11 protein-coding genes are annotated in these 14,362 nt (G+C 58.4%); 3 read left to right on the top strand and 8 right to left on the bottom strand.

Annotated features, from left to right (window positions below; genetic code table 11):
* Positions 1-111: 111 nt before the first annotated feature.
* Entirely contained in the window at positions 112-762 is a 651-nt protein-coding gene (locus AAAX77_RS04795) for an HAD family phosphatase (protein ID WP_349105038.1), read from the bottom strand.
* A 168-nt stretch (positions 763-930) separates the two neighbouring features.
* Between AAAX77_RS04795 and AAAX77_RS04790 the strand changes: the two genes are divergently transcribed.
* Positions 931-1,809 carry an ATP-dependent sacrificial sulfur transferase LarE gene (locus AAAX77_RS04790; RefSeq protein WP_349105037.1) on the top strand — a complete coding sequence of 293 codons (879 nt, stop codon included), beginning with the start codon at positions 931-933 and terminating at the stop codon, positions 1,807-1,809.
* 296 nt (positions 1,810-2,105) lie between these two features.
* On the opposite strand, the gene AAAX77_RS04785 is transcribed toward AAAX77_RS04790, so the two are convergent.
* Positions 2,106-3,800 (bottom strand): ATP-binding protein, encoded by a 1,695-nt coding sequence (locus AAAX77_RS04785; RefSeq protein WP_349105036.1) that lies wholly within the window; start codon positions 3,798-3,800, stop codon positions 2,106-2,108.
* Between the two features lie 476 nt (positions 3,801-4,276).
* Between AAAX77_RS04785 and AAAX77_RS04780 the strand changes: the two genes are divergently transcribed.
* On the top strand, positions 4,277-5,260 hold the full coding sequence (locus AAAX77_RS04780) for a DNA/RNA non-specific endonuclease (protein WP_349105034.1): 984 nt from the start codon (positions 4,277-4,279) through the stop codon (positions 5,258-5,260).
* Positions 5,261-5,387: 127 nt separating this feature from the next.
* Here the strand turns inward: AAAX77_RS04780 and AAAX77_RS04775 are convergent, their stop codons facing one another.
* From AAAX77_RS04775 to AAAX77_RS04760, 4 genes are all read right to left on the bottom strand, one after another.
* Positions 5,388-7,463, bottom strand: coding sequence for an elongation factor G (locus tag AAAX77_RS04775; protein ID WP_035138729.1), 2,076 nt, complete (start codon positions 7,461-7,463; stop codon positions 5,388-5,390).
* Between the two features lie 310 nt (positions 7,464-7,773).
* The gene (locus tag AAAX77_RS04770; RefSeq protein ID WP_349105033.1) at positions 7,774-8,538 is read right to left on the bottom strand and encodes an amino acid ABC transporter ATP-binding protein; all 765 of its coding nucleotides are present in this window, start codon (positions 8,536-8,538) and stop codon (positions 7,774-7,776) included.
* Positions 8,531-9,184 carry an amino acid ABC transporter permease gene (locus tag AAAX77_RS04765; protein WP_117806870.1) on the bottom strand — a complete coding sequence of 218 codons (654 nt, stop codon included), beginning with the start codon at positions 9,182-9,184 and terminating at the stop codon, positions 8,531-8,533. The genes AAAX77_RS04770 and AAAX77_RS04765 overlap by 8 nt, the downstream gene beginning before the upstream one ends.
* Positions 9,184-10,044: a transporter substrate-binding domain-containing protein gene (locus AAAX77_RS04760; RefSeq protein ID WP_099432383.1), complete on the bottom strand. Its 861-nt coding sequence runs from the start codon at positions 10,042-10,044 to the stop codon at positions 9,184-9,186. Before AAAX77_RS04760 ends, AAAX77_RS04765 begins: the two co-directional genes overlap by 1 nt.
* Before the next feature lie 349 nt (positions 10,045-10,393).
* Between AAAX77_RS04760 and rlmD the strand changes: the two genes are divergently transcribed.
* Positions 10,394-11,842, top strand: a complete 1,449-nt coding sequence (gene rlmD / locus AAAX77_RS04755) for a 23S rRNA (uracil(1939)-C(5))-methyltransferase RlmD (protein WP_349105032.1) — start codon at positions 10,394-10,396, stop codon at positions 11,840-11,842.
* Between the two features lie 81 nt (positions 11,843-11,923).
* Here rlmD and AAAX77_RS04750 read toward each other — a convergent pair whose 3' ends face one another.
* Together AAAX77_RS04750 and AAAX77_RS04745 are read right to left on the bottom strand one after the other, a co-directional pair.
* Entirely contained in the window at positions 11,924-12,745 is an 822-nt protein-coding gene (locus AAAX77_RS04750) for a phosphatase (protein WP_349105030.1), read from the bottom strand.
* Between the two features lie 165 nt (positions 12,746-12,910).
* Complete coding sequence (locus AAAX77_RS04745) at positions 12,911-14,095, bottom strand: pyridoxal phosphate-dependent aminotransferase (protein ID WP_349105028.1); 1,185 nt, start codon at positions 14,093-14,095, stop codon at positions 12,911-12,913.
* Positions 14,096-14,362 lie beyond the last annotated feature (267 nt).

Below are 14,362 nucleotides of genomic sequence, written 5' to 3'. Positions count from 1 at the left end.
CGCACGCAAGTATGCTAAGTCGCCGCTCAAGCAAAAGGGGCCCGACCATTGCCGGGCCCCTTTTGCTTGAGCGCAAACGTGAGCAATCGCTCGTTTCAACACCGCAATTGTCTAGCGCACGGCCTTGACTGCCGCCGCCAGGTCGAACAACGTATCGAGCACGGCCTCGCAGCCATCCACCACGTCCTGCGGCAGCGGCACGATATCGGGGACGGCAAAGACATGGCAACCGGCCGTAATGCCCGAGACGCAACCGTTGCGCGAATCCTCGACCACGGCACATTCCTCGGGAGCAAAGCCCGCGCGCTCGCAGGCGAGCAGATACATCTCGGGGTCGGGCTTGCCGTGCACGACGTCCTCGCCGCAGGTCACCGTTTCAAACTTGTCAAAAAGACCGACCATCTTAAGGTTGCGCTCGGCCGTAACGAGGCGCGACGACGTCGCTAGACCCACGTGATAGCCCGCAGCCAACAGCTCGTCTATGCACTCGGCGGCGCCGGCCTTAAGCTCCAGCTCGGTCTTGACCATCTCGTCACGAATCTCCTTGTGGCGGACATAGACCGCCTCGGTGGTTTCATGGCTGCCGTAATGCTCATCAAGGATGTCCATAACATCGGGCAGCGTGCGGCCGATAAACTGATGAATCAGCGCTTCATCAATCGCGAGCCCCAGCTCAGCGGCGCCTGCCTTCCAGGCCTTAATCCCCAAACGCTCGGTATCGACCAGCGTTCCATCCATGTCAAAAATAACAGCCTTGATCATATCGGTCCCCCTCGCCGGATTGCATTACTGCCACTCTACCGCACTTTACAAGCTTGTATATAACGTATATAGCATATTGCACTTTCGTTACATAGCTGGAAGTCTTATGACAAGCAGCTCGGTGGGATTATAGTTTCATCCGAGCTTTAATTACTGTAAGGAACTTTCATGCTTTCAGACACCGCCGCACCCACAGAGGAGCTTCAGGACAAACTCGCAGCACTCGAGCAGCTGCTTTTGGCATACGGACGCGTCGCCATCGGCTTTTCCGGTGGTGTCGACAGCAGCTTTTTGGCCGCGGTCTGCGCCCGCATCATGCCTACCAATACCCTTCTCGTCCATCTCACCACGCCCCTCATCGGCACGCCCGAACAGACTTCGTTTGAGCAGTCCGTTGATGGACAGGCCAATGAGGGGCCGCATTTTAAGCTCCCCGTGCTCAATCTTTCGGTGGATCAGTTGCAGCTCCCCCAAGTAACCTGCAACGATGCCAATCGCTGCTACCACTGCAAGCACGCCGGCTTTACCGCCATCGTCAACCACGCCAAGTCGCTCGGCTTTCCCACCGTCATCGATGGCAGCAATGCAAGCGATCGCGGTGACTACCGCCCCGGCATGCGTGCGGCAGAAGAGCTCGGCGTACGCTCACCCCTTATGGAGGTCGGCTTTACCAAGGACGAAGAGCGCGAGCTGCTGCGCGCATGGGGCTATCCCGTTTGGAACCTACCGGCGGGAGCATGTCTTGCCACCCGCGTCCCCACGGACGAGGAGCTTACGCGCGAGAAAGTCGATTTAATCCGCGCCTGCGAGGATTACCTGCACGATCTTGATCTGGCACAGGTACGCGCGCGCTTGGTCGGCGGCTGCATGCATATCGAGGCCGCACCCGCAGATGTCGCCAAGATTGCCACCCTCGGCGGTGCCGCCATCGACGACAAGGGCAAGACCCCGCTGCCCGCCGTTATCGAGTCCGCGCTGCGCGAGCTGGGCTGCGACCATATCTCCCCCGAGGTCACCCCCTACATTCACGGCAACATGAACCTTTAGGTTACGCCGTTTTACAAACGGCGTAACTGCTCGGCGCTGCGCAGGCCCCGGGCACGGTAATCTGACGTTCAACTTCACGGGCGCGACCAAAAGGTCAGCGCCCGCTTGTTTCACGTCACCTTACCGCACCCGGAGCCTGCTCGCTCGCATATGCTCAACCTGGACTGCGTTAACTGACCTACCAAAAAGGGACAGGTTTATTTTGGCAGGTTTTATCTGGGGAAATATCGCGAGGCAGTCGCCCCTCTAGCACCCATCTAACTTCGAGAGGCGCTAGAGGGGCGACCCGGCTGCATCTACTTCTTCCGATATCGGCGGTTGCGGCTCGTCGACGAACCCATTACTTCGATGAGTCCTTTATCCGCCATTTTTGGCAGATGGTAACGGACAGACGAAATTCTGACCCCCGATGCAACCGCTATTTCTCGCGCCGTCATATCCACTTCGGCGCTGAGAGCCTCCAGGATCCTATCCGCCGTCGAAGCTGACGGTTCTCTGTTCCTATCGATAATTTCGAACGTGTCTTTGCCGCATTTTGACAGGGCATGTTTATCTACAAGGTCCCCGCAGATCAGGCGAATGTCATCCGAATCCCACTTCAGGGCCTCTCGTATTTTTTGAACATCGCATACGCACCCATGCTCCCGCATAGACATGAGCAATGTTTCTTCGCGATCCGTCAGCTCGGTGCCCACATGGCTCTGAATCCACGTGCGGTTTTCAGCAAGCTCCGCCCCGTGCCGGGAAAGCAGCACCGTAAACGAATCGGCCTTAACGATAAATTTCGGCCTGCCAAGCGAACGAGACTCCATCTCGCGAATCATAGCCGGGATACCAGATCCCTGGCTTTCCGCAACGGCCCCCTCGGCATGCTCTAACGGCGTCGCCCCCATTAGGCTCATGAGCTTTGGGTTTCGGCAGCGCGATTCCCCGTTTGCAAGATTGTCCACCGTCTTTCCGCCCCAAAGCCCGCCAGGGTTTTTGATCTCTATTCTGTCTGGATAGATATCGACACTCACGGCCTGCCCCACAAACATGGGCGAATATTCTCGATGGATGCAGGCATTTGCCAAGGCCTCGCGCAAAACCTCCTGGGGAACTTCCCAATCCTCCCTTCTGCCAGCGCCTTGCACTATCGTCGCTTTGCGCAAGTTTCGTCCAATCGCGGCAAGGGCATCTTCGATGCAAGCCGGAATCGGGCCATCGCACAACTGGCGGTCAATAAACCGGGGTTGCCCGGGTGCAGATTTTTCCACATCGGAATGAACGGCGACATCGATCATCAGTTTGGGATAGAACTGCTGGGGGTAAATTCCCGCCGACAGAAGCCCCGCGAGCTTCACGGCACCATCCTTTGTAGTGATATTGAGTCTGACCAGCTGCTTTTCCAGCGTATCGGCCCCGCGCAAAACGCGCGGGGTCTGCAGCCGGCGATTTGCGATAATAGACCGCACGACATCTGGATCCAAATCCTCGACCGTTGCCTCCGAAACCACCGTGCCGTCTGCATCGCTCGGAAGCAACGCACTCTGCAGCTCATATAGCTCAGCGGGTGACATCTTGATATCTTTATCATCCACGCGCTTGTAGCTACCGTTCTGCACGCCGCGCGCGCCGATATAGCAAGGCTTCGCTTTAAGCTCAAGTTCAAAGATGCGCACCAGAAGCACCTGGAGCCCGTCGACCTCGCCTCGATCAAGCTCGTACCGCGGCGCATGGGTCACCACTGCCGCTGAGCCTCCGTCTCCGATACCCGAAACAAACTGATCGCGCACCCTATCGATAGCAAAGTTAGCCGAAGGAACAAATCCTTCGGCTTCATTCAGGCCCAAAATAATGAGCCCACCCGCAGTGTTCGCAAAAGCGCTCACTGTCTCCCATACGTCTGCGCTCAATTTATTCGTGCAGGCTTTAACTTCTACCGATGCGTCATCAGTCCCCCGCCTGCGAAGGCGCTCAACGATAAGGCCAAGAGGTTCATCCAGCAGCATTGGCATTCCGTCTCTCTAAAACGATAGATTTATCTCTCTAAAGTATAGTATATCTCTCTAACTTTAGAGAGATAAGCACCTTATTTTAGAGAGACATTTAGAGAGATGTATCGAATTCACTGTTAGATAGCCCAATGTTATCTCTTTAACTGGCTTTCTCTTTAGAGAGACATATTAGAGAGACGAGCGCAATCTCTCTAATCATGGGCTCCTCTCTTTAAAGTGCGCACATCCCAACCGCACCTTAAGCTGCGGTGAAATAACTCACGATCACCCACCGAAAAGGGACAGGTTTGTTTTGGCAGGTATCATTTGGGGAAACGCCGAATAGCTTCATATACACAACCGCCGCAGCTCCATATGAGGCAAATGAATCAGTAGCGTTTGTCTCAAATCTTAAGTATTTGTTCGACAGAACGGCCCTTGCCGGCTCCTGCTAGACTGGTAGATTCCCAACCGTCCATCCAGGAGCCTCAATGTCGCGCAAGCCCGCCTGCAAGCAAATACTTTCCATCGGCACCACCGTGGTGCTAGGGTTTGCGCTGTTTACGGGATCGCTTGACGGGGCGCCCAAGCTGCTGTCGCCGCAAAGCGATGAGCAAGCGGCGGCTCTGGCCGAAAAACAAAACGAGAGCCCCAGCCGCACCGACGACGAGGCAGACCTGGTTGCCCGGCTCGAATCGGGAACGGCGAGCTCCCCGGACCCTCAAAACGGCCAGGACTCTGGCGATGGCTCCGATTCCGCCGCAACCGACACCGATGACGACGTTTCCGCGGACAGTGCCGCCACCCCCATCGACGAGGTCGAAAACCCCGACCTCAACCGCGCCCGCGGTGTTTATCTCAGCAGCATTCCCGACTACGCCGGCAACCCCTACGTTGCCCTTCGCGCCGACAGCACGCATCCGCTCGGCACGCCGTCGTTCACGCTCGATGAATACGAGCGCGCTACAGAAGAGAGCTGCTTTAAGAAGTTCTCCAAGCTCGACAGCCTGGGCCGCACCCGCAAAGCACTCGCCTGCGTGGGCCCCGAATCACTAGGTCAAGGCGAGCGCGGCGATATCTCGCGTATCCATCCTGCCGGTTGGCACCAGCAGCGCTACGACTTTATTCCGGGCCAGAGCCTCTACAACCGCTGCCACCTTATCGCCTGGTCGCTCTGCGGCGAAAACGCCAACCGCAAAAATCTCCTCACCGGCACGCGCTATCTCAACGAAACGGGCATGCTGCCGTTTGAGGAGCAGATTCTCAACTATATTCGCGATACGGGCAACCATGTGCTCTACCGCGTCACGCCTATGTATAACGAAGAGGAACTTGTCTGCCGTGGCATGCGCCTTGAGGCGCAATCGGTCGAGGACCACGGCAAGACCCTCTGCTTCCACGTATATTGCTACAACCTGCAGCCGCACGTGCAGATCGACTACACCACCGGCCGCAATCAGGCCTCGGGAGACTAGGACCGACCAAGCTGCCCCAAAGCCTAAATGATCCGTTTTCCTCCGTCCCCAAGGAATCAAAAAGAGCCGCCCCGGTTACCCAGGGCGGCCCTTTCGTCAGCACCTACATTGCAGACAAAATCACGCGCTACTTGGCGCGGCCCTCCTCATAGCGCTCGACCAGCTTGGCCTGAACGTCATAAGGCACCTGCTCATAGCCTGCGGGCTTCATGGTAAAGTCACCCGTGCCGCGCGTGATAGAGCGCAGGCGCGTCGAATAATCCGTCAGCTCTGCCAGCGGCGCCTGGGCAATAACCACGGTATCGCCGCGCTCATCGGTCTCCATACCCGTCACGCGACCGCGCGATGCCGAGATGTCGCCCATCACAGCGCCGGCGTAGCTCTCGGGGATGGTCACCGTAATTTCCTCAATGGGCTCCAGCACCACCGGGTCGGCATCGGCACATGCCTTGCGCAGGCCGATGCGAGCTGCCGCGCGGAACGCCATCTCGTTGGAGTCGACGCTGTGATACGAGCCGTCGTACACAGCCACGCGAATGCCCGTGAGCGGGTAGCCGGCAATGATGCCGTCCTTCATGGTCTCCTGGACACCCTTGTCCACGGCGGGGATCAGCGAGCGCGGAATACGGCCGCCCACGACCTCGTCCACAAACTCATAGCCATCGCTCGTGCCGTCGGGCCCAATGAGCGGCTCCACGCGCAGCCAGCAGTCGCCGTACTGACCGGCGCCGCCGGTCTGCTTCTTATGGCGGCCCTGGGCACTTGCCGTACGGCGAATGGTCTCGCGATACGGAATGCGGATCGGCACGCTCTTGGCCACGACTTTGGTGCGATCCTCCAAACGGTTGAGCAGCACCGAAACCTGCGCCTCACCAACGGCGGAGATAATGGTCTGGCCGGTCTCCTCGTCGCGGTCGATGCTCATGGTCGGATCGGCCTTGCAGGCCTTCTCGATAAACGTGTAGAGCTTCTCTTCGTCGCCGCGATTCTCGGCCTCGATGGCAATGCGGTACTGCGAGTTGGGGAACTTAAACGCCGCGGCCTCGACCTTACCGGTAATCGAGAGCGTGTCGCCCGTCTCGGCAGCCAGCTTGGGCGCCACGATGATGTCGCCGGCATAGGCGTGACCGACCTCGGTCATATCGCGGCCGCACATCACATACAGGTGAGCCAGACGGTCGCCCTTGCGGGTACGCGCGTTGATCAGCTCAAGACCCGGCTCAAGCGTACCCGTCAGCACCTTGATAAAGCTGATGCGACCCTGCTGCGGATCGGCCAGGGTCTTAAACACAAACGCCACCGGACGGTCATCGTCGCTCGAGATTTTGAGCGAATCACCGTCGATGAGCGGCATCTCGCCGTAGTCGGTCGGCGCCGGGAAGTACGTCGCGATGTCGTCCATCAGCGAGTTGACGCCCTGCTCCTTAATGCAATCGCCCGCAAAGACCGGCACAAAGATGCGCTCGGCAATCGCCTTCGACAGCAAGCCCTCAAGCTCCTCCTGCGTCAGCGTCTCCTCGCCTTCCAAGTACTTCATCATCAGTTCGTCGTCAGCCTCGGCCACCAGCTCGCACAGATGGTCATGGGCCTCCTCGGCCTGGGCACGATACTCCTCGGGAATCTCTGACTCAACGGCTTCGGTGCCGTTGCAATGGCGCGCCTTCATGCGCACCAGGTCGATGATGCCGTCAAAGTCCTCGCCCTCGCCCCAGGGAAGGGTCACGGCGCCCAGGCGCGTGCCAAAGCGCTCCTGCAGCAGGTCCATCGTGGTCGCAAAGCTGGCCTCGGAGCGCGACAGGCGGTTTACGAACACCGCACGCGCCAGGCGCAGGTCCTCGGCGGCATACCAGAGCTTAACCGTCGTAGGCTGCGGGCCGGCCTCGGCGTCGACCACAAACAGAGCCGTCTCGCAGACGCTCATCGCGGCAAAGGCGTCGCCGATAAAATCGGGGTAGCACGGGGCATCGAGCACATTGATGCGCGCGCCCTTCCAGTCGATCGGCGCGATGGTCGTCGAGATGGAGAATGAACGCTTGACCTCTTCAGGGTCATAGTCGAGCGTAGGCTTGGTGCCGTCGTGGCCGCCCAGGCGGGCGGTCTTGCCGGAAAGGTGGAGCATGGCTTCGGCGAGTGAAGTCTTGCCCACCCCGCCTTGGCCTACGAGCACCACGTTCCTTACGTTACCGGTCTTGGGAGCACCCATGATGACCTCCTTGCAGGGCCGCGCGCATTGCGCGACGCCAACGGGGAGAGTTCGCGGTCGGTGCCATCCCGGGAGCAGCATGGTCGGCAGCCGAGCCGACTCACCCTCCAAATGTCCTATGCCACCACCCTACCCTCACGGGCGACCGTCCATGCACACCTTTCGGCACACGTATGAATACAGGCGGCGAGAGGAAGAGACAAGCTTGTGAGGCGATTATTGAACCCCGTCGATGCAAACAAAAAGCCGCCACAGACCGTAAGACCTGCGGCGGCTTCGCCTCAATTAATAGTTGAGTAAATACCTGAGCCTATCCCTCGATACGGCTCAAGAACTCACGGGCGCGCTGCTCACGCGGATGGTCGATGACCTGCTCGGCAGGACCCTCCTCGACAATGCGGCCGCCATCCATAAAGACCACGCGGTCGGCAACATCGCGCGCAAACTGCATTGCGTGGGTCACAATCACCATCGTCATATTCTGCGCGGCAAGGTCTTTAATGACACGCAGCACCTCGGCCGTCAGCTCGGGATCGAGTGCCGAGGTCGGCTCGTCAAAGAACAGGATCTCCGGATCGAGCGCCAAGGCGCGGGCGATACTCACGCGCTGCTGCTGACCGCCCGAAAGCTCGCACGGTACCTTGTTCTCGTTGCCCGTCAGCCCCATCTGTGTAATAAGCTCGTGTGCACGGGCCTCCGCCTGTTCGCGCGGGCGCTTAAGCACGCGGATCGGCGCGTCGATGATGTTTTTCATCACGGTATAGTGCGGGAACAGGTTGTAGTTCTGAAACACCAGACCAAACCGCGAGCGCGCCTGTTTAGGTACATCGCCCTTTGCATACACCGCGCCCGAGCCCGCATCCGTCGCGACGGCAAGGTCGCCAAACGAGAGCGAGCCACCGTCGAGCGTCTCGAGCAGCGTGGCACACCGCAGCAGCGTGGACTTGCCGCCACCCGAAGGCCCGATAATCGCCACGACCTCGCCACGCTTCACCTCGAGCGAGATATCCTTGAGCACCTCATTGCCGCCAAACGCTTTGCGAGCGCTTTCGATTTTCATCACTGAGTTAGTCATGATAATAGTCCAGCTTCTTTTCGGCGGCGCCCAGCAGCATCTCGACCACAAAGTTAAAGACCCAGTAGATCAGCGCCGCGATCGCAAACGGCACCATGCTCACCTGCGAGGCGACCAGCGCCTTGGCCGTCGAGAACATCTCACCCACGCCAATGGCAAACGCCAGCGACGTGTCCTTGACCAGCGTGATGATCTCGTTGCCCATCGCCGGCAGAATACGCTTGGCGACCTGCGGCATCACGATATACAGAAACGTCTGCATGCGCGAATAGCCCAGCACCTCGGCTGCCTCGTATTGACCGCGCGGAATGGACTGCAGGCCCGAGCGATAGATCTCGGCAAAGTAACCGGCGTAGTTGATGATGAACGCTACGACGCACGCCGTCCACTTGGAATCGGGCGTGAGCGAAATGCCAAACACGTAGTACGGGGCAAAGTAGATGGCAAACATCTGCAGCATGAGCGGCGTGCCGCGCATGACCGAGATATAGATGCGCGCAATCCAGCGAAGCGGCGCGATTTTGCTCATGCGCATAAACGCCACGGGGATTCCCAGCGGAATCGACCCCAGCAGTGTCAGCACAAACAACTGCAAACTGACCAAGAATCCCTGGCCAAGCATCTGCATCATGACCTGAATAGACATTACTTGAGCACCCAATTATCGAAAGATAGACCATAGCTTGAATACTTGTCGCACAGGTCCTTAACCGTGCCGTCCTCGTAGAGCGCCTTGAGCGACTCGGTCACGGCGTCGGCCGACTTGGTGTCGCCCTTCTTAAAGCCGACGGCGTAGTGCTCGCTGGACAGCGGCTCATCAAGCTGCGTATAAGCATCGGGCTTGGCGGCAAGCTGATACTGGGCAATCGAAAGGTCGCAAGCCACGGCATCGACCGCGCCGCTCTCGAGCTGCATAAAGGCCGTGTTGTACTCGCCGATCGTGTCGAGCGTGGCAAACGTCGCCGCCAGATCCTTCTGGTCACCCTCGAGCACATCCTGCGCAGCGGAATCGGTCTGAGTGATCACGGTCTTGCCAGCAAGATCGTCCCAGCTCTTGATGCCCGCATCCTTCTTTACCACCAGCACCTGCTCGTTGAGCATGTACGGCTCGGAGAACGTATAGTCATCCTCACGGCCCTCCATGGTAAAGCCGTTCCAGATGCAGTTGATGGCACCCGAGTTGAGCAGCGTATCCTTGGCGTCCCAGTCGATGGCCTCGTATTTGACCTCCCAGCCCTGCTTATCGGCAACAGCCTTGGCCAGATCGAGATCAAAGCCGGTGTACTCGCCATCGTCGCCCACAAAGCCGTACGGAGGATAGGACTTATCGAAGCCCACCACGAGCTTCTTGGACTCCGCAGCGCCCTTCACATCCTTGGCCGCGGCAGAGCCAGCAGCGGAGCCCTTGCCGGCACCACCGCCGCAACCGACAAGACCAAGGCCAAGCACCGTGGCGAGCGAGCCAGCTAGACCAACAAACTGACGACGAGACATATCGGTATTCATAGTATTCCCCCTTGATGGCACTTTAGTTAGGTAAAGTGAGTCATGTAACGTTCAGAATTATACACTCTACCTTGATAAAGTACAAGGGAGAGATTGCCCGGCGTGGGCGGGGAGCGGCGCGTAATTAAGTTTCCTGCTCTACAGTCCTGCGCAAGACGGAAAGCACATTAAGTGCTTTCCTTTGCGTGCGGAACTCGCGATAAACTTAATTACGCGCCGCTCCCCGCCCACGCCGGGCAAACATCGTTGGACTTATCGCTGACGTGAAATAGGCGCTTGCATATCGTCTGCTAACTTGGCACGGTACAATGCTTTCAGATTTCAATTTGTAAATTAGTGGGGTTAATTCATGGCAGAATCTCGTGCGGAGCGTAAGGCTCGTCGTGCTTTGATCGAGGCGGCTGAGGGGTCGGGGGAGAAAAAATCTTCTAAGAAATCCAAGTCGTCTCTGAATGCGAAGGGTAAGTCGGCTAAGGGCAAGGCTAAGGCCAAGCGTCCCGGCTCTCGTCGGAACGAGGATAAGGCATCTCAGACTCGCTCCAAGCGCTCGCATAAAGATCAGGTTTCGTCTGCGCGTAAGGCTGTGGACCCCAAGTCCCCCTGTTCCATCATGAAAGCTTGCGGTGGGTGTACGGCGCTCAATCGTCCTTATAAGAAGCAGCTCGCCGCCAAGCAGGCCGCCATGGAGGAGCTTTTTGCTGCTCTTTGCGAGCGCGAGGGTATTAGCGTCGACCCCATTCGCGGTATGGGAGTCACCCTGGGCGACCCGGGCAAATATCCTGCGCCGCGTGGCTTTCGTCATAAGGCTGCCACTCCCTTTGCTCCCGGTAAGGAGGGCGCCGTCCGTTGCGGTTTCTTTGAGCGCGGCACGCACAAGATCGTTGCCGTACCCGAATGCCCCGTCGAGGCGCCGGGCGCCCGTCAGATTCTCAACGGCATCGCACGCGAAGCTGAGCGGTTGCATATTCCCGCCTTTAATGAGGACAAGCATCTTGGTTTGCTTCGCTATGCCGTCGTCCGCTGCGGTTGGCGTACCGACCAGGTCATGGTTACGCTCGTGACCGCTCAGCGTGACTTACCGCATGCGCAGGAGTTCTTTGAGGCTGTCGCCGCACTCAATCCGCACATCGTCACCGTCGCCCAAAACATCAACGGACGTCCCGGCAACGCTATCCTCGGCGAGGAAACCCGCATTGTATATGGCGCCGAGTGCATGCGCGACCAGCTGCTCGGCTGCGAGTTCGATATCTCCCCCACCGCGTTCTACCAGACCAACCCGCAGCAGACCGAGCTGCTCTATCAGCTCGCGATTGACGGCATGGACCTGCAGCAGGGCGACGTACTCATGGATGCCTATTGCGGTAGCGGAACTATCGGCCTGTGCGCAGCTAAAGATGCCCAGAACAAGGGTATCGGCATTATGCTGCTCGGCGTTGAGCGCAACCCGGCGGGCATTGCCGACGCACGTCGCAATGCCGAGCTCAACGGCCTCACCCGCAGCGCTTGGTTTATGGCCGACGACGCCACCGACTACATCCTGGATGCCGCCGACAACAACGAACGCGTCGACGTTCTTTCCATCGACCCGCCGCGCGCCGGCTCCACGCCCGAGTTCCTCGAAGCTGCCTGCGCACTTAAGCCGCGCCGCATCACCTATATCAGCTGCAACCCCGTGACCCAAGAGCGCGACCTGCACCAGCTCCTCGACGGAGGCTATCGCCTGCTCAAGATCACGCCAGTCGACATGTTCCCCCATACCGACCACACCGAAACCGTAGCGGTCCTCGAACGCCGCTAACCAACCTCAGTAGATTTTTGGGACAAGAAAGGGGGCGACCCGTCTGGGCCGCCCCCCCCTTCGCTTGGTTTATAAATTCCGCTACATCCCATTGCGCAGATCGCACACGCCGGCTGCCGCCATCTCGCGCAGCAGCGTCTCGCGATCGCGCGTCACGATCAGATCCAACGGGAAGTGAATCTCGTCGAGCATCTTGCGAGCGTAATCGAGCTTACCAATTGCCATGCCAATGTGCGCATCGGTCGAAACGCCAATGCCCACGCCCAGCTCGGCGCAGCGCTCGGCAATCTTGCGGCATACGGCCCAATGCTCAGTGTCGACACCGTGTTCAAGACTATGGTTGTTGATCTCGATAATCTTGTGCTTGGCCTTAGCTGCCAACAGCACCTCGTCGATATCGAACGGCACGCCCGAACGCCCCGTGTGACCCAGCATGAACACCTTGGGGTGCTCCAGGGCATTGATATACATCTCGGTCGTCTGGGCCAGCGTCGCGCCCTCAGCAATCTGCGGATTATGCACGCTTGCAACCAAATAATCCAAATTACGCGTAACCAAATCGAACAGTGAATGCTGACGGCTGTACGAATCGCCGGCGATATCGAGCGTGACAGGAGTGTCCTCGCCAAACAGGCTTCCGTCCAGCGAAACGATATCGGCCTCGGCACCACGCAGCACCAGCACGCCGCTCCAAATGCGCAGCCAGATATCCTGGTTGATAAAGAATTGGTAACTGCGCAGGTCATTGGGGCAAGCCGTAACCATAGAGCTCAGATGGTCGGCAGATCCGAGCACCTGCAGGCCACGCTCTGCCGCCCAGTACACATTCTCCTCAATGGTCGAATATGCATGCGCAGAGAACATCGTATGGGTATGAATGTCACAAGAAAGCAGGTAGGGCATCAGGTCTCCTTATCTGGCACGGCCGTCGCTTATATTCATTGTACGCATAGCCTTTGATAGTCGTAAAACCACTCCATCCCAAAGACACAACGTCCATGACAACGGGGTCCGGCTTAACACCAAACCCCGTTTCACGTAAAACATTGTAGGCAGAGCGCTTTACTTTTAACGATACTCGTCCGCCAACTGTTTCCAAGCGGGTAGCGAATTGACAATCGTTTCGTAACTCACGCAATAGCCCAGGCGGAACCAGCCCGGCATACCAAAGCTGTCCGAGGGAACCGCAAGCAACTCATACTTCTTTGCGCGCTCGCAAAACGCATTCGCATCGGGCTCCAACGCTTTCACCCATAGGTAGAACGCGCCATCCGGCTCAACATAGGTATAGCCGTAGTCTGTCAAAGCATCGGTGAGCGCCGTGCGGTTGCGGGCATAGGCCCCGACATCACTCGGCTCATCGATGCAATCGATGATCACGCGCTGGAAGAGTGCCGGTGCGCATACAAAACCTAGCGTACGGGCAGCACCCGCAACAGCCGGCATCAGACGGGCAGCCTGCGGATTGGTGGTGGGAACCAAGATCCAGCCCACGCGCTCACCAGGCAGCGACAGCGACTTAGAATACGAGTAGCACACAACGGTGTTCTCGTAGATCGAGGGCACCCAAGGCACCTCGGCACCGTACACGATCTCGCGGTACGGCTCATCCGAGATGAGCATAATCGGATTCTCGGGATCGCGCTGAGCGTTGGCCTCGCGCAGAACATTGGCCAGTCGCGTCAGCGTGTTGCGTGTATATACGGCACCAGTCGGATTGTTGGGCGAGTCGATGATGACGGCAGTCGTCTTATCGGTAATCGCCTTGAGCACGTTGTCCACGCTCAGCTGGAACGTATCTTCATCGGCGAGCGCCTCAACACACGTACAGCCGGCCTTCTCAATCCAAACGCGATACTCCGGAAAGTACGGGGCGATAACAATAACCTCGTCGCCCGGATTCGTAACGGCGTTGAGCGCGCAGGTGAGCGAAGCCGCGGCACCCACCGTCATAAAGACGTCTTTGCCCTCATAGCTCGTGCCAAAGCGGCGGTTGAGCGATTCGGCCACAGCGGCACGACATTGCGGCAGGCCCGGTGCGGGCGTGTAGCCGTGCAGCTGGTCGCTCGGCAGCTCCAGGGCCTTCTTAATGGACTCCGCCACAGCAGCGGGTGCCGGAACGCTCGGATTGCCCAGCGAAAAATCGAATACGTTTTCCGCACCGATCTGCGCCTTGCGCTCAAGGCCATAGCTAAAAATCTCACGGATGATGGAGCTTTCCGCACCGCGAGCATACATAGTTTCGTTGATCATCTGTTCCCCTTTCGCATAGGCGCTATTGTACGCTTTAGCCGAGCAAAGTGCCGCAGCAATGTTGATTGGGGACAGACTTAAATGCGTGAAAACGCTCATTTAAGTCTGTCCCCAATCAACAGACGGCCCCATATCGCTCAAATCAGAACCACCCTTAAAAAGGGTGGTTTGCTCTTAGGGTATAACCCACGGGCCCCGGGCTCGCGTCTAAAGGCGCGGGCCCGGACTTCGTCCAGGCCTAGTGCATCTTGACCCGTGGCGCGCCGG

The sequence above is a fragment of the Collinsella sp. CLA-ER-H6 genome, from assembly GCF_040092305.1.
GTDB lineage: Bacteria > Actinomycetota > Coriobacteriia > Coriobacteriales > Coriobacteriaceae > Collinsella.
The sequence above is the reverse complement of the archived record's forward strand: the minus strand, read 5'-3'. Positions and strand labels throughout refer to the sequence as shown.

Bases quoted from the DNA above. Each gene is read 5' to 3' on its own strand.
- AAAX77_RS04750 (WP_349105030.1), bottom strand. From the start codon at position 12,745: ATGCCCTACCTGCTTTCTTGTGACATTCATACCCATACGATGTTCTCT.
- AAAX77_RS04775 (WP_035138729.1), bottom strand. From the start codon at position 7,463: ATGGGTGCTCCCAAGACCGGTAACGTAAGGAACGTGGTGCTCGTAGGC.
- rlmD (WP_349105032.1), top strand. From the start codon at position 10,394: ATGGCAGAATCTCGTGCGGAGCGTAAGGCTCGTCGTGCTTTGATCGAG.
- AAAX77_RS04785 (WP_349105036.1), bottom strand. From the start codon at position 3,800: ATGCTGCTGGATGAACCTCTTGGCCTTATCGTTGAGCGCCTTCGCAGG.
- AAAX77_RS04790 (WP_349105037.1), top strand. From the start codon at position 931: ATGCTTTCAGACACCGCCGCACCCACAGAGGAGCTTCAGGACAAACTC.
- AAAX77_RS04770 (WP_349105033.1), bottom strand. From the start codon at position 8,538: ATGACTAACTCAGTGATGAAAATCGAAAGCGCTCGCAAAGCGTTTGGC.
- AAAX77_RS04765 (WP_117806870.1), bottom strand. From the start codon at position 9,184: ATGTCTATTCAGGTCATGATGCAGATGCTTGGCCAGGGATTCTTGGTC.
- AAAX77_RS04760 (WP_099432383.1), bottom strand. From the start codon at position 10,044: ATGAATACCGATATGTCTCGTCGTCAGTTTGTTGGTCTAGCTGGCTCG.
- AAAX77_RS04745 (WP_349105028.1), bottom strand. From the start codon at position 14,095: ATGATCAACGAAACTATGTATGCTCGCGGTGCGGAAAGCTCCATCATC.
- AAAX77_RS04795 (WP_349105038.1), bottom strand. From the start codon at position 762: ATGATCAAGGCTGTTATTTTTGACATGGATGGAACGCTGGTCGATACC.
- AAAX77_RS04780 (WP_349105034.1), top strand. From the start codon at position 4,277: ATGTCGCGCAAGCCCGCCTGCAAGCAAATACTTTCCATCGGCACCACC.